Below are 14399 nucleotides of genomic sequence, written 5' to 3'. Positions count from 1 at the left end.
TAATACCAAATCATGTTACCGATTTTTGGTCGGAATCAGTATGTTATTGATCCTTTACGTCAGTGTAAAAAACTATATGTTCGATCCCGGAGCCGAGGGATTTTTAAGCCATAAAACAGGACTCAAGCATGGGCTAAATCTCGCGGTTTGGTTGAACGTAATGTATGTTCATATCGCTTTTGCTTGCATAGCTATGGCGGCTGGGCTGCTTAATTTTTCAAATCGGATCTTTCAGAAAAGTCGCAGGCTCTTCTACCAGATGTGCAGGGCCAGCCGACCATGGTAACCGGCTACCTTTGCATCAGTATTCCGCTAACGTTCTCCGTAGCACAATAAAAAAGCCAGCAAAGTTATTCATTCGGGCTGATGGTATTGTTCAGCATGTCAAAGATCAGCGTCCCCGCCGTCCGATTCATATTGCGCACCGTGACCGCGAAGCTGTCTCCCGCCCGCATCCGGTAGCGGCGGCTCGGATCATCCTTGGTGAGGGTATTGTCGGGAAACAGCACCGGCAACATCTGCGCGTTGTAGTACGCGTCATAATGAATCTCGTACGTGCCGCGAAATGTTTCCGGTCGGGCGGGGTCATCATAGACCGGCACATAGGTTTTGCTGCCATGCTCCATCTCAACCGCAAAGCTGTTGCCCGTTGCCGCGAGCCCTGCCATAAAGTCGTTATACATCGCGGGCGTAATGCCGCCCTTGTCACGTACCGCATCCACAAATGAGGTCGTCGCCCGCAGCGCTACCAGCTCGGAAATATCGTCCTGCTGGTCAAAGGCGGCAGCGAGCGGATACAGGTAGAGCAATAGGAGGGCAATCAGAACCGCAAACAGCTTGATCAGCGTGTTCATGGCACTCACCTCAAGATCAACCGCAGCAGCCGTCCGCTCTCATCCTGCTCGAATTGAGGCACATATTTCGCTTGCAGGTGTATGCCCGTTGCGCGAAGCTGCTCCCGTTCCAGCGGCGCTGCATAATGGGAATATGAAAATTAAGTCAAAGTTACTTGGTGTTTTACTTGCTGTTCCAACATGAATACAGCGCCAACTTTCTGTACGCACTTTGGAAGCGGGTCAGAAAGTATGGCGCTTTTTGTACGGGAATTACGCAAAATGTGGACAATCTTCTGCAAAGTCATACAGCCCATACCATGCTTGCGAACAGTGAGTTTATCGTCATGCTGAATCAAGCCAGTACAGATCGCAAAGAACTGGCGGAACTGCTCAATATTTCAGACATGCGGCTTTCCTACATCACGAATGTTGATGTGGGGAATGGTTTAATGAAAATCGGAAGTTCTCTTGTGCCATTTGCCGACAAGTTTCCGCGAAATACGAAACTGTATCGTCTGATGACCACGAGGCCTGGAGAATCATAATTAAAACACCGAAAGCGGTTGGTTTCGACAAAAACCAGCCGCTTACTCTTTTCTCCTTTTGAGCAGGCATGACGTTTGATATGAAACCTCTCAATTCTATCCTGGATCGCTTTTGTGGAGCCGATCTTCACCTTATACCGGATGCAGACAGCCAATGAGATGTAACTGTATTACAATTCGGGAAAGTGTGAATCACACGTGTTCTACATCTCGTCTCTTCATTTAGACACTCTACGTTGCTAGTTGTGTGCGTCCGTTTGATATGCATCCTGAAAGCGTGCTCCCCAATAACCTAGTGGTTCACCTACACGTACCTGGCTTCCTAAACATAGCTCTTGGAGAAATTCGAAGGCTCCGTTCTCAACGAAAAGAACAACGGTTGACCCGAACTCAAAATAAGCAAGCTCATCCCCTTTATTGAGATGGGGTGCGAGCGAGTTCGTATACTTGATACTGCTTACATTCATTGCACCGACTTTAACGATAGATAAAATGCCGTATTGATGCCTCATATAAGTGATCAGTCGCTCGTTACGACTTAATACTTTGCTCATATGCTTTAACCCAAACTCGTTTACGGGATACGCTCTACCTAAAATATGTTTCTTAGCAATGATCGTTCCGGTAACCGGTGAGTGAACGCGATGATAATCAGCTGGACTCAAGTAAAGTACAATAAAGAAACCTCCACGATATCTGTCAAAGGTTGAACAAGAACCCAATAACTCTTCTGTAGTATAATTTTGGCCTTTAACATGGATTATTCTTTTTTCGTCTATTCGACCTATTCCAGTGATGGTACCATCCACGGGGCTGACTAACGCGGCGCTATTTTGATCAATCGGACGAAGGCCGTCCTTCAAGCGTCGAATAAAAAATTCATTTAATGACTGATAAGCCTTCAAAGGCTTTTCCGCATCCTCGGTACGAATCCCGTACGCTCTCGAATACCATGGAAGAAGCCAGCGGCTGGCTCTTGTTTTCGTAAATGAGCCGATCAACTTTGAGGACCATTTATGAGATGTCAGTTCAGTTAACATTTGAAATAAACGTTGAATTGCCATAACGATCACCAATTTCTTTTTGATTTTAAAATGATTTAAGAAGCATTATATGACAGAGTTTCAAGCCGCATCAATTAAGATTTGCCTATCGTAATGATAGGCTTGCTTGAATCATAGGGAAAAACTATTATTTTTATAATATCAACGGAATAGTCTTATCATAAATTAGATATTATACTCAACTTATGATCTTGTATCGAAATTTCCAAATTTAAAGCAAATAAATAGAATGCAGGAACGAGGGCAATTATGGAAACGAAAATAGGCGTTTTAGCACTGCAAGGGGCAGTGGAAGAGCATCTGAACATGATTCATGAAGTTGGTGCGGTTGGCATTGCCATCAAACGAAAAGAACAATTAACCGGTATAGATGGCATTATTATTCCTGGAGGTGAAAGCACAACAATAGGGAAAATGATGAGGAAATATGGGTTTATCGAGGAGATTCGATCGTTTGCTATTTCTGGAAAACCTATACTTGGAACCTGCGCAGGTCTGATTGTACTTGCCAATGAAATAGATAGTGGTGAGGAAGCTCATCTTTCTCTCATGAATATGAGAGTATCCCGCAATGCCTTCGGACGGCAGAAAGAAAGCTTCGAAACTGTTTTATCGATAAAAGGTATCCCTCAATCTGTTCGGGCCGTATTTATTCGAGCTCCTCTAATCCAAAAGGTAGGCATTGGTGTCGAGGTTTTAGCAACTTATCATGACCGAATTGTAGCAGCAAGACAAGGACTTTTACTCGCGACCTCCTTTCACCCTGAATTGACTGATGACACTTCATTACATTCCTATTTTCTACAAATGGTACTTGAATCAAAAGGGAAAGGCGTGCTGCAGCAGAGATAATGCCCTATGAGTATGTATTAATTTTTGAATTAGCAACTGAAGAAGGAGCAACCTTACTAAGACTTGGATTTGCATTTTTGGAAGGTGATCTATTGTGCATCGTGAGCATGCTATAGAAAGGGTAAGGAATTGTACTTATGATGAGTTAGTTGATTGGGAAAAACATGTATTGTTTTGTTTAAAGTGGCACAGGAAGGATAACAATGCACTTGAAATTGATGACTGTGAATTCTTGCTTAAACAAATCAAAGACCAGATGTCTGTTTTGTGAAAAACGCCTTGACTTACAAGGCGTGAGAGGATGAGAGACGGATGAAACCGAAAACAAATGTTCTACATTTGCCTGTATACCAGCCTGGGAAACCAATTGAAGAAGTGAAACGTGAATTGGGTTTGACGGAGGTGATCAAGCTAGCCTCTAACGAAAATCCATTTGGTTGCTCGCCAAGTGCGATTGAGGCAATCCGTGCAGAAATGGAAAACATCCATTACTATCCGGACGGCGAAGCTTGTGCATTGCGGCTCAAGCTGGCTGAGATGCTCGATGTTCAGCTCAATCAGATTATTTTGGGCGCAGGGTCGGATGAGGTGATTCTGATGCTGGCTCGAGCCTACTTGGTTGCCGGGGATGAAACGATCATGTCGATGAACACTTTTCCTCAATACAAACATAATTCAGAGATAGAAAACGCAGTTTGCATTGAGATCCCGCATAAGGAAGGAAAACATGATCTTTATGGCATACTGTCAAGAATTAGCGAGCGAACCAAAATTGTCTGGATTTGCAATCCCAATAATCCGACGGGAACGATGGTTAGTCATGCTGAATTGGAGTTCTTTCTGCGCCTGATTCCGCCACATGTGCTCGTCGTGGTGGACGAAGCCTATTCCGATTATGTCACTCATCGAGACTATCCGGACGGGCTTTGTCTGTTGAAGGACTATCCTAATCTTGTTCTTCTCCGGACTTTTTCAAAAATATATGGGCTGGCCTCCATGCGAATTGGATACGGAATCGGACACCCCAATGTGATTCGTACAATCAATCAGGTCAGGGAACCGTTTAATACTAGTCGATTCGCACAAGCAGCAGCTCTGGCTACGTTGGAAGATCAGATATTCGTCGAGAGATGCCGCATGCACAATCGGGAAGGGATCATTCAACTCAGTTCTGAATTTGACAATATGGGATTGCGTTACTATGAACCACATGGAAACTTTATCTTGGTTGATGTACAACGCCCGTCCAAAATCATGTTTGATGAGTTGCTTAAGAGAGGTGTTATTATCCGGGGGGGTCATGCGCTGGGTTTTCCAACCCACATCAGAGTAACGGTTGGAAGAGCTGAACAAAACGACAAATTTTTGAGATCGCTGCGAGAAGTAATGGCTATTGTCGCTCAACGATAGAGAATGATTAAAAGTAGAGTTTGTCCATAGCAGGAAGGAGACGAAAACAGTGAATATCACTTACAGGAACAATAGGGATGTGAAGCTTGAAGATGTCATTCGTGTGTTTAGAAATAGCGGAATTGCACGCCCGACCGATCAACCTGAACGAATTCAAGCCATGATAAGTCATGCAGATATCTTGCTCACCGCCTGGCTTGGGGATAGAATGATCGGCATCGCTCGAGCGCTAACAGATTGGAGTTTTTGTTGCTATCTGTCAGACCTGGCTGTAGACAAGGATGTCCAGAAATCCGGAATAGGAAGGGAGCTTATTGCCAGAGTACGAGAAGAAATTGGGGAAGGCGTCGCCTTGATCTTATTGGCCGCACCAAGTGCAATGGCATACTATCCTAAAGTCGGGTTTGAGAAAATAGAAAATGGTTTTGTGATTAAGCGTAAGAAATAAGGACAGATGGAGAAGGGAAGAGAAGCTGCAATGGCTGAAAAAGAATTTGGGCCGGGGCATTTTGCCATGCCGGAAGATGACGGGAAGGTCGCGTATCTTAGCGGTCTACAGATCCCCAGCATCGGTCTGGCTGCAACTGACGGCTCTACTGTTGACCTTGCAGAAGGCGGTTTAACCGTTGTCTATGCGTATCCGCGTACAAGCCCCACAGTCGGCGGCGCTCTGGAAGGATGGGATGCAATCCCCGGCGCACGCGGCTGTACTTCGCAATCGTGCGCATTTCGCGATCATTTTGCCGAGCTGAAGGGTCTGGGCGTCGAGCGGCTGTTCGGTCTTTCGACTCAATCCACGGACTACCAAAAAGTAGCCGCCGAGCGGCTTCATCTGCCGTTCCCTTTGTTGTCAGACAGTTCGCTCTCCCTTTCTCGCGCTTTGGAACTTCCAATTTTTGAAGTGGGAGGAATGACGCTCATCAAAAGGCTAACCTTGATTATAGATAATGGAAGGATTGAGCATGTGTTCTATCCAGTGTTTCTACCGGAGCGAAATGCCTCGGATGTAATGGCGTGGCTTTCATCGCGAAAAGCCTAAAACCTGTTACATCACAGGATGATGTGTTATATCCAGAGCATGCTACAAGACCGTTTCAGCAAGTCGATACATGCCTTCCACGATAAGTCTTTCGTCTACCTTGGCAAAGCCCAATACCCACCCTTTGCGTCTACTCTCCAAGCAATAGGAATGAAGCTGGTGTACCCGAACTCCGCCCTGAAGCGCCCGAAGGGTCATCGTATCCTCGTCAAATGATTCATCCGCTTCCAGTAGTACATGCAAGCCGGTTTCAATCCCTCGCAACGTGAACTTGTTTCCGAGACCACTGGCTGTAATCGCCTTTTGCATGACTTCATGACGACGTCTATAAATATTTCTGGCTCGTCGCATATGGCGCATAAAGTACCCATGCTCGATGAAATGTGCTAGTGCCACTTGTTCCATGATCGGGAGGTGGCGATAGGTGAATGCTTGCACGCGAGCCAGTTGTGCAATTGCTTCGGCAGGGCCAACAATAGCGGATATGCGAATGCCCGGCATGGTCAATTTCGAGAAACTCATTAAATAGAGACAATTTTGTGGAAGTTGGCTAAATAAAGTAAGCATCGGATCTCCACGGTACCGGAATTCACTGTCATAATCATCCTCGACAATCCATGCACGTTGCTGAGCGGCTCTATGCAAAAGCTGTTGCCTGCGTGGTTCTGATAACATTACACCTACGGCACACTGATGAGCAGGGGTCACAAATACAAGCTTCGCGTCAGCGGGCACCTTCTCTATGACAAGTCCGTGCTCATCAACAGGAACTGGAGTAACCTTCATTTGCCGGTATTTCATCGTCATCCAAGCAACGGGATAGCCTGGGTCCTCGACGGTTACGATATCTCCTTTGGTCAAAAGTGTTTGTGCGATGAGATCAATACTGTGCTGGGCCCCGGATGTTAGCAAGATTTGATCCGTTTGCACATGAATCCCGCGTTCTAGCGATAAATATCGTTGGATTTGTCGGCGTAACGGCTCAAAGCCATAAGCATCCCCGTAAAACCAGGAAGAAACATTGAATTGGGAAGAGGCATTCAAATACGATTTGCGCCACGCTTTTAACAACTGCGCATCTACAAAAGGTTGATAGGGACTAAAATCAATGACCGATTCCTGATTATCCTTACTTCTAAACCAGTGTTGCGACTGTTCGACCAGCAAAGGCAGTTCAGGAAGCTGTGGCGGATCAAGCGAGGGAGCGCATTTGTCAGTGATCTGAATCCAATCATTAACGCGTGTCCCCCCGCGTCCTGATGTTACCGTATAACCACGGGTTAGCAGTTCATCATACACAATTTGGATGGTGGAGCGGGACACTCCCAACTGCTGGGCGAGCTCTCGAGTGGGCGTCAAGCGCTGCCCTGGCTTCCAGACACCATTGTTAATATGATCGATGGCCTGATCGAGCAATTGCTGCCATAGGGGTCTTTTATCGTCCCGGTTTACTTTCAGCAATTTGATCCCCCCGTATAGAATGAAGTGAAATTAGCACCCTTTTTGGATTGCTTAAATACATAATTTTTGGACGTATGTAACCAATCCACCTATTGATATACTAGCATAGTGTTCTTCTTCTATGCAATGCCGTACAGTTTTCGTATAGTGGACGATCGATATAGTTTTATATCTTGATTCGTCTCCTGCAGGGGTGGCGGATGATTTGAAGTTGACGATAAATTATGCCGATGAAGGGATACGCCGCACGGAAGAGTGGTTCAGGACGGCACTTCTATAGAGAAGGGGAGAGGCTCTATGCGTGAGAAGATGCTGCCTTATGGCAGACAATGTTTGGATGAGGATGATATTACAGCCGTCGTGGAGACGCTGCGCAGCGCTTGGCTTACGCAGGGGCCGGCGATTGAGAAGTTCGAACGGGACATCGCTGCGTATACGGGGGCAAAATACGGGGTGGCGTTCGCTAACGGGACTGTTGCCCTGCATGGCGCTTGCGAGGCTGCTGGTATCGGGCCGGGCGATGAGGTCATTACAACCCCGCTTACCTTCCTTGCGAGCAGCAACTGCGTCCTCTATTGCGGGGGAACTCCAGTATTTGCGGATATTTGCCCGGACACCTACAACCTGGATGCAGATGCTGCAGCGCGACGGATTACGGAGAAGACCAAGGCGATCATTCCGGTTGATTTCAGCGGGCAGCCCGCCGAGATGGATGCGTTCAGGTGGCTAGCCGAGTTGCATAACCTCGTCATTATCGAGGATGCCGCCCATTCGCTTGGGGCGAGCTACAGGGGGCGCAAGACCGGTTCCCTCGCGGATATGACGATGTTCAGCTTCCATCCGGTCAAACATATTACAACCGGCGAGGTTGGGATCATTGTCACGGATAACGAGGAGTATGCGGAGCGTCTTCGTATGTTCCGCAGCCATGGGATGACCAAGGATCCTCGGCTTCTAACTCGCAACGACGGACCTTGGTACTACGAGATGCAGTCGCTGGACTACAATTACCGGATTATCGATATACAGGCGTCGCTCGGCTCTTCGCAATTAAAGAAGCTGGATGCGTTCGTGGCGAGACGGCGGGAGATCGCAGCGGCATATACGGACGCTTTCTGCCATGTGCCGGGACTTCAAGTGCCAACGCAGCTTCCCGACGCGAACTCCAGTTGGCATCTATATGTGCTCAGGTGGAAGAAAGACGCGATTGCCGGGGGGAGGGATCGGGCGTTCGCCGCGCTGCGGGAACGGAATATCGGCGTTCATGTACACTATATCCCGGTGTACAAGCAGCCTTATTATCAATCTCTTGGTTATGCGGATCATCTGTGTCCCCATGCCGAATCCTATTACGAAGAAGCGATGTCTCTGCCGATTTTCCCGGCGATGACCGACAGCGACGTGCAGGATGTCATCGATGCTGTATTGGAGACGGTGGCGCTCGCTTCTCGGTTTTGACGCAGGTGATTAAAAAAGTTGTCGAAGGTTCACCAGTTGGATAACAGCAATGGCAGCCAGAAGAATCTTAAAAGAGCCGAGGAGTGAAGCGTTTTGGATAAATGATTTTAAGTAAAATAGATTTCTTTGGTCGTCATGGCTTGTTGCCTGAGGAAAACCGTTTGGGTCAAAAATATGTTGTCGACTTAGTTTTATATCTTGATTTGTCTCCTGCAGGGGTGGCGGATGATTTGAAGTTGACGATAAATTATGCCGATTTGTATGAGGTGATTAAAAGAGTAGTCGAGGGTCCCCGGTTGCCTTGGTAGAAGCTTTAGCCGAAAACATTGCATCCACCCTTCTGGATTCGTATCTCAAGATCAAAAAGGTTACGGTTCGTGTGACCAAGCCTAATCCTCCGGTTGCTATTCATTTTTCAGGGCTTGCTGTTGAGATTCGTCGTGAACGAGTGCAGGAACGTGGTATATAGTCGCATCGGCAAACTTGTTGATCAAAATCTTAGAGCGGGGTGATCCGAATGGCATCTATTGAAATTCTTTCATTAAATGTGGGCATGCCCACACAGGTCCAGTTTCAGCAGAAAAACGTTTCTACGGGGATATTCAAAACGGCTACAGGCGAAGCTTTGTATTTATCGTATCTAAACTTTGAAGGGGATGGGCAGGGTGATCTCGTTCATCATGGAGGTAGGGAGAAGGCTGTATGTGTCTATCCTTACGAGCACTACCCATTTTGGGAAAATGAGCTGAAAATACCGTTAGAGTATGGCGCCTTAGGGGAAAATTTAACGATAAGAGGCTTGTTGGAAACCGATGTCTGCATTGGGGACGTTTTTGAGCTTGGTAAAGCAATCGTTCAAGTTAGTCAGCCGAGACAGCCTTGTTACAAGTTGACGATTAGGTACGGTGTACCGGATATGCTCTTGAAGGTACAACAAACGGGCTACACGGGATTTTACTTCCGCGTTCTGGCAGAGGGGGTTGTCTCTAAAGACGACGGACTATCGCTTCTTCATCGTCATCCTAAGGAAATTACAGTTTCATTTGCCAATCGGATTATGCACCGAGAGAAGGATAATATCGAGGGCATCAAACAAATCCTCGAAGTGGAAGAATTGTCCTTGAATTGGAGAAATACGTTTCTAAAACGTTTGGCGGGAACCGAGACGGATTCTCGAAAAAGACTAACAGGCAACACGTAAGGCAATGAATCTGGAATGTCGTCTGTCCATGTAGAAAGGAATTGAATCTATAATGAATCGTTCTCGTTCTGAACAGCTTTACCAGGAAGCACTTCAGCACATCGCTGGTGGCGTCAACAGCCCTTCTCGTTCATTTAAGGCGGTAGGCGGCCGGGCGCCCGTATTTATGAAGAGGGCCAGAGGCGCTTACTTCTGGGATGAAGACGGCAACCATTACATCGATTATTTGGCGGCCTTTGGCCCGATCATTACTGGACATGCCCATCCTCACATCACGGCGGCGATCACGCGCGTTGCAGAAAACGGCTTGCTATACGGTACGCCTACCGAGCTCGAAATAAAAATGGCCCGTATGCTCAAAAAAGCCATCCCTTCCATGGAAAAGGTCCGTTTCGTTAATTCCGGCACCGAATCAGTCATGACGACGATCCGTATTGCACGCGCTTATACGGGCAGGAGTAAAATCATCAAATTTGCTGGCTGCTACCACGGCCATTCGGATCTTGTGCTCGTTGCGGCGGGGTCCGGGCCTTCCACACTGGGGATGCCGGACAGTGCAGGTGTGCCATTCAGCATCGCGCAGGAGGTTATTACTGTTCCGTTCAACGATTTGGATGGATTGCGTAAAGCGCTGGATACATGGGGTGAAAACGTCGCCGCCGTTATAGTCGAGCCGATCGTAGGAAATTTCGGCATGGTCATGCCGAAACCTGGCTTTCTTGAGGGGCTCTGCCAAATGGCGCATGATAACGGTTCGCTTGTCATTTATGACGAAATCATCACCGCTTTTCGCTTTCATTACGGCTCTACCCAAACATTTGCCGGTATTGCCAATCAGGAGGTTATCAAACCGGACCTGATCGCGATCGGTAAAATCATCGGCGGCGGGTTGCCGATCGGTGCTTACGGTGGCAGCAAGGAAATTATGGAGCAGGTCGCGCCGCTCGGTCCAGCATATCAAGCGGGTACGATGGCTGGAAACCCGGCTTCAATGGCAGCCGGCATAGCTTGCCTAGAGGTTCTGCAAGGCGAAGGCGTATATGAGGAAATGGATCGCCTTGCGGCCAAGCTCGCGGAAGGATTGCAGGCTTCGGCATATCGCTATGACGTGCCATTGACGATCAACCGCATTCGCGGCTCGCTGTCCACCCATTTTTGCGATCATCCGGTCACCAATTATGAGGAGGCGCAGGATACGGACGGCGAAGCATTTGCCGCTTTTTTTCGGCATATGCTTGATCGCAACGTCAATCTGGCACCGTCGAAATACGAAGCTTGGTTTCTGACGACGGCCCATACGGAGCAGGATATCGACGACACGCTTGAGGCTGTCGAAGCCTCTTTTCGCGAAATGGGCAAAAAATAGTGACGACAGAACGAACGCCGCTTTTGGCTTTGCAATCGGAAGTTTTGAGAGGAACAAGCAACCCGTAAGAGGAGTGATCCAATGAATCTGCAAGATCGTCTGTCCATGGTCGAACATCGCATCCGCGAAACTTGTGGGCGATGCGGCAGAAGCGAAGAAGAGATCCAGATCATAGCTGTGACGAAATATACGACGATGAAAACAGTGGAGCAAGTATTGTTGTCTGGTATAGGCCATGTCGGCGAAAGCCGTACGCAAGAAGCTCAATCTAAATGGGAGGCCTTCCATCCACGAGGAACGTGGCATTTTATCGGTCATCTGCAAACCAATAAAGTAAAAGATGTTATCGGTAAATTCGAGTATATACACTCATTAGACCGCCTATCCTTGATGAAAGAAATAGAGAAGAAGGCTGCTGATTTGAATGTCGTCGTAAATTGTTTTATTCAGGTTAACGTTTCGGGGGAGGAGAGTAAACAAGGACTTTCTCCGGAAGCGTTATTTACATTTGCGCAGGAAGTTTCACGGATGAAACAGATTCGAGTCGTGGGGCTGATGACGATGGCCCCGTACGAGCTTGATGCTGAAGCGACTAGACCGGTTTTTAGAGAATTGAAACGATTACGCGATGAACTTAATGGAAGAGATATTTTTTCCTATCCCGTGCAACATCTTTCCATGGGGATGTCCAATGATTTCGAAGTTGCGATCGAAGAAGGTGCTACCTGGTTGAGGCTTGGATCGGTATTAGTTGGAAAAGAGGCACATGAATCATGATGAAAATTGAAAGTCGCTTGGCCCAAATCGGATCGCAGAACGATCCTCAGACCGGAGCGGTAAGCTTCCCGATCTATTCATCCACCGCATTTCGGCATCCCCGACTTGGGCAGAGCACAGGCTTCGATTACTCCCGCTCAAAAAGCCCGACGCGCGCCGTGCTGGAAGCGGCGGCAGCCAATCTGGAAAGCGGGGACGCGGGCTTCGCGACAAGCTCGGGCATGGCCGCGCTGCAGATCGTCTTCTCCTTGTTCAGCACCGGGGATCATTTGCTCGTGTCGCTCGATTTGTACGGGGGAACTTACCGTCTGCTGGAGCAGGTGCTGTCCAGATTCGGCGTGACGGTGACCTATGTCGATACGAAAGATCTGGATGCGCTGGAATCGCACCGCAAGCCAAATACGAAGGCGGTACTGATTGAGACGCCTACCAACCCATTGATGGTGATTGCGGATATTGCCAAGGTGGCGGCATGGGCGAAGCGCAGCGGTCTGCTCACGATTGTGGACAATACGCTGCTGACGCCATTTTTCCAACGACCGATCGAGCTTGGCGCGGATATCGTCGTTCACAGCGCGACCAAGTATTTGGGCGGCCATAACGACGTGCTAGCAGGTCTTATCGTGACGAAGGGCGAAAAGCTGTCCGCTGATGTGGCGTTCCTGCATAACTCGATCGGTGCGGTACTCGCTCCCCAGGATTCCTGGCTGTTGATGCGCGGCATGAAGACGCTGGCGCTGCGGATGGAACGTCATCAAGAGAATGCGATGAAGGTCGCAAAATGGCTTAAGGATCATCCTTCCGTAGAAGAGGTTTACTATCCGGCGCTGCCGGATCACCCCGGACATGAGATTCAGAAGGCTCAGTCGTCCGGCAATACAGGCATCTTCTCCTTCAGAATGAGGGATGTCCGCACGATCGAGCCGATCCTGCGCCACATTAAGCTGATCGCTTTTGCGGAAAGCATGGGAGGCACAGAATCCCTTATGACATACCCGGCGGTACAGACGCATGCGGACATTCCGGAAGAAATTCGACGCACGATCGGCGTGGATGATCGACTGTTGAGGTTTTCCGTCGGGCTCGAGCATGCGGACGATATTTTGGAGGATCTGCGGCAGGCGATCGAGGCTGCGGAACGGGAAATCAGTGGATAAAACGGATCGGAGGAAAACGCATGAAATACGATTTCGACAAACGCATCGATCGGACGGGGACGGCTTCCTACAAGTGGGATCAATCCGAGAAGCTGTTCGGGCGCTCTAATATTTTGCCTTTGTGGATAGCGGACATGGATTTCGAACCCCCGAAGGAAGTCGTAGAGGCGATTAAACGTCGAGCGGAGCATGGCATTTACGGATATACGATGCGGCCGCAAAGCTATTACGATGCGATTGTCGGATGGCTGTCGCGACGCCATGGGTGGCGAATCGAGCAAGACTGGCTTTCATCCAGCCCAGGAGTCGTGCCTGCCCTGAGTCTGGCGGTGCAGACGTTCACGCAGCCGGGAGACGGCGTTATTTTGCAATCGCCGGTATATTATCCGTTCTACGATGTCATTCGAATGAACGGTCGGGAGGTCATGAACAATCCGCTAATCCTTCGGGAAGGCCGATACGAGATGAATTTCGAGCTGCTTGAAAAGCAGGCCGCGGCCGGGGCGAAAGTGCTGCTGCTGTGTACGCCGCACAATCCGGGCGGACGCGTGTGGACGCGCGGGGAGTTGGAGCGGGTGGCGGAAATTTGCACAAAGCACGGACTGCTTGTCGTCGCGGACGAAATTCATCACGATCTCGTCTTCTCCGGGCATAAGCACGTGCCGTACGCTTCCTTGTCGGAGGTGTGCGCGCAGCACTCCATTACCTGCATTGCGCCGAGCAAAACGTTCAATCTCGCGGGCTTGCGGGCGGCAGCCGTCGTCATCCCGAATGCGGATATTCGCCGCCAATACAATACGGCGCTCAAAACGCTGTCCATTCATATGGAGTCGTACTTCGGCCTGACCGCGACCGAGGCAAGCTATACGCACGGTGACGAATGGCTGGACCAACTGCTCGTCTATTTGGAGGGCAATCGCGATGCGTTGCTTGCCTACGTGACGGAGCATTTGCCGCAGGTGAAAGCGATGTCGCCGGAAGGAACGTATATGGTATGGCTGGACTGTACAGCGATCTCGGACAAGCCTGCGGAGCTGAAACAGCTCATGTTCGACAAGGCGGGCGTCGCCTTCGTCGAAGGCTCCCTATTCGGCGAAAAAGGAGCTGGTTACTTGCGCGTGAATCTTGCATGTCCACGCTCTTTGCTGCTGAAGGCGCTGGATAAGTTTGCCGGAGCGATTCAGGAGGAGAACGCAACCCGTTAATAACAAAAAGGCTATGTTAAACTTTGTT

At 48.9% G+C, this 14399-nt stretch carries 14 protein-coding genes and 2 pseudogenes; 13 read left to right on the top strand and 3 right to left on the bottom strand.

Translation table 11 applies throughout. The features are described 5' to 3' along the window. Positions 1–40: 40 nt before the first annotated feature. Positions 41–247, top strand: a pseudogene (locus AC2TF6_RS19940) (DUF2306 domain-containing protein); the annotation flags it as partial. A gap of 103 nt (positions 248–350) precedes the next feature. Here AC2TF6_RS19940 and AC2TF6_RS19935 read toward each other — a convergent pair. Then, positions 351–854, bottom strand: a complete 504-nt coding sequence (locus AC2TF6_RS19935; protein WP_491308177.1) for a hypothetical protein — start codon at positions 852–854, stop codon at positions 351–353. Between the two features lie 263 nt (positions 855–1117). On the opposite strand from AC2TF6_RS19935, the gene AC2TF6_RS19930 reads away from it, so the two are divergent. Continuing rightward, positions 1118–1381: a hypothetical protein gene (locus tag AC2TF6_RS19930; protein WP_491308176.1), complete on the top strand. Its 264-nt coding sequence runs from the start codon at positions 1118–1120 to the stop codon at positions 1379–1381. A gap of 239 nt (positions 1382–1620) precedes the next feature. Here AC2TF6_RS19930 and asd read toward each other — a convergent pair whose 3' ends face one another. Next, positions 1621–2445 carry an archaetidylserine decarboxylase gene (gene asd, locus AC2TF6_RS19925; RefSeq protein ID WP_491308175.1) on the bottom strand — a complete coding sequence of 275 codons (825 nt, stop codon included), beginning with the start codon at positions 2443–2445 and terminating at the stop codon, positions 1621–1623. A 249-nt stretch (positions 2446–2694) separates the two neighbouring features. Here asd and pdxT point away from each other — a divergent pair, with 249 nt between their 5' ends. The 4 genes from pdxT to AC2TF6_RS19905 all read left to right on the top strand — a co-directional run bounded on the left by pdxT (position 2695) and on the right by AC2TF6_RS19905 (position 5746). Beyond that, positions 2695–3297, top strand: coding sequence for a pyridoxal 5'-phosphate synthase glutaminase subunit PdxT (pdxT, locus tag AC2TF6_RS19920; protein WP_491308174.1), 603 nt, complete (start codon positions 2695–2697; stop codon positions 3295–3297). Between the two features lie 312 nt (positions 3298–3609). Then, entirely contained in the window at positions 3610–4707 is a 1098-nt protein-coding gene (gene hisC / locus AC2TF6_RS19915; RefSeq protein ID WP_491308173.1) for a histidinol-phosphate transaminase, read from the top strand. Between the two features lie 49 nt (positions 4708–4756). Next, on the top strand, positions 4757–5155 hold the full coding sequence (locus AC2TF6_RS19910; protein WP_491308172.1) for a GNAT family N-acetyltransferase: 399 nt from the start codon (positions 4757–4759) through the stop codon (positions 5153–5155). Positions 5156–5185: 30 nt separating this feature from the next. Then, the gene (locus AC2TF6_RS19905; protein ID WP_491308171.1) at positions 5186–5746 is read left to right on the top strand and encodes a peroxiredoxin; all 561 of its coding nucleotides are present in this window, start codon (positions 5186–5188) and stop codon (positions 5744–5746) included. A gap of 42 nt (positions 5747–5788) precedes the next feature. Here AC2TF6_RS19905 and pdxR read toward each other — a convergent pair whose 3' ends face one another. After that, entirely contained in the window at positions 5789–7207 is a 1419-nt protein-coding gene (gene pdxR, locus AC2TF6_RS19900) for a MocR-like pyridoxine biosynthesis transcription factor PdxR (protein WP_491308170.1), read from the bottom strand. 297 nt (positions 7208–7504) lie between these two features. Here pdxR and pseC point away from each other — a divergent pair, with 297 nt between their 5' ends. From pseC to AC2TF6_RS19865, 7 genes and pseudogenes are all read left to right on the top strand, one after another. Continuing rightward, entirely contained in the window at positions 7505–8665 is a 1161-nt protein-coding gene (gene pseC / locus AC2TF6_RS19895; protein WP_491308169.1) for a UDP-4-amino-4,6-dideoxy-N-acetyl-beta-L-altrosamine transaminase, read from the top strand. A gap of 101 nt (positions 8666–8766) precedes the next feature. Further along, positions 8767–9134: pseudogene (gene folB / locus AC2TF6_RS19890) on the top strand (dihydroneopterin aldolase). 48 nt (positions 9135–9182) lie between these two features. Then, positions 9183–9866: an MOSC domain-containing protein gene (locus AC2TF6_RS19885; RefSeq protein ID WP_491308168.1), complete on the top strand. Its 684-nt coding sequence runs from the start codon at positions 9183–9185 to the stop codon at positions 9864–9866. 52 nt (positions 9867–9918) lie between these two features. After that, positions 9919–11232 (top strand): glutamate-1-semialdehyde 2,1-aminomutase, encoded by a 1314-nt coding sequence (locus tag AC2TF6_RS19880; protein WP_454235816.1) that lies wholly within the window; start codon positions 9919–9921, stop codon positions 11230–11232. 81 nt (positions 11233–11313) lie between these two features. Beyond that, positions 11314–12009 carry a YggS family pyridoxal phosphate-dependent enzyme gene (locus tag AC2TF6_RS19875; RefSeq protein ID WP_491308167.1) on the top strand — a complete coding sequence of 232 codons (696 nt, stop codon included), beginning with the start codon at positions 11314–11316 and terminating at the stop codon, positions 12007–12009. After that, a complete protein-coding gene (locus AC2TF6_RS19870; protein ID WP_454236725.1) occupies positions 12009–13166 on the top strand; it encodes an aminotransferase class V-fold PLP-dependent enzyme in 1158 nt (385 codons plus the stop codon). The genes AC2TF6_RS19875 and AC2TF6_RS19870 overlap by 1 nt, the downstream gene beginning before the upstream one ends. A 20-nt stretch (positions 13167–13186) precedes the next feature. After that, positions 13187–14371, top strand: coding sequence for a MalY/PatB family protein (locus tag AC2TF6_RS19865; RefSeq protein ID WP_491308166.1), 1185 nt, complete (start codon positions 13187–13189; stop codon positions 14369–14371). Positions 14372–14399: the final 28 nt, after the last annotated feature.

The sequence above is a fragment of the Paenibacillus sp. JNUCC 35 genome, from assembly GCF_058269095.1.
The sequence above is the reverse complement of the archived record's forward strand: the minus strand, read 5'-3'. Positions and strand labels throughout refer to the sequence as shown.

Bases quoted from the DNA above. Each gene is read 5' to 3' on its own strand.
- AC2TF6_RS19885 (WP_491308168.1), top strand. From the start codon at position 9,183: ATGGCATCTATTGAAATTCTTTCATTAAATGTGGGCATGCCCACACAG.
- AC2TF6_RS19870 (WP_454236725.1), top strand. From the start codon at position 12,009: ATGAAAATTGAAAGTCGCTTGGCCCAAATCGGATCGCAGAACGATCCT.
- hisC (WP_491308173.1), top strand. From the start codon at position 3,610: ATGAAACCGAAAACAAATGTTCTACATTTGCCTGTATACCAGCCTGGG.
- AC2TF6_RS19865 (WP_491308166.1), top strand. From the start codon at position 13,187: ATGAAATACGATTTCGACAAACGCATCGATCGGACGGGGACGGCTTCC.
- AC2TF6_RS19935 (WP_491308177.1), bottom strand. From the start codon at position 854: ATGAACACGCTGATCAAGCTGTTTGCGGTTCTGATTGCCCTCCTATTG.
- pseC (WP_491308169.1), top strand. From the start codon at position 7,505: ATGCGTGAGAAGATGCTGCCTTATGGCAGACAATGTTTGGATGAGGAT.
- AC2TF6_RS19880 (WP_454235816.1), top strand. From the start codon at position 9,919: ATGAATCGTTCTCGTTCTGAACAGCTTTACCAGGAAGCACTTCAGCAC.
- AC2TF6_RS19875 (WP_491308167.1), top strand. From the start codon at position 11,314: ATGAATCTGCAAGATCGTCTGTCCATGGTCGAACATCGCATCCGCGAA.
- AC2TF6_RS19905 (WP_491308171.1), top strand. From the start codon at position 5,186: ATGGCTGAAAAAGAATTTGGGCCGGGGCATTTTGCCATGCCGGAAGAT.
- asd (WP_491308175.1), bottom strand. From the start codon at position 2,445: ATGGCAATTCAACGTTTATTTCAAATGTTAACTGAACTGACATCTCAT.
- pdxT (WP_491308174.1), top strand. From the start codon at position 2,695: ATGGAAACGAAAATAGGCGTTTTAGCACTGCAAGGGGCAGTGGAAGAG.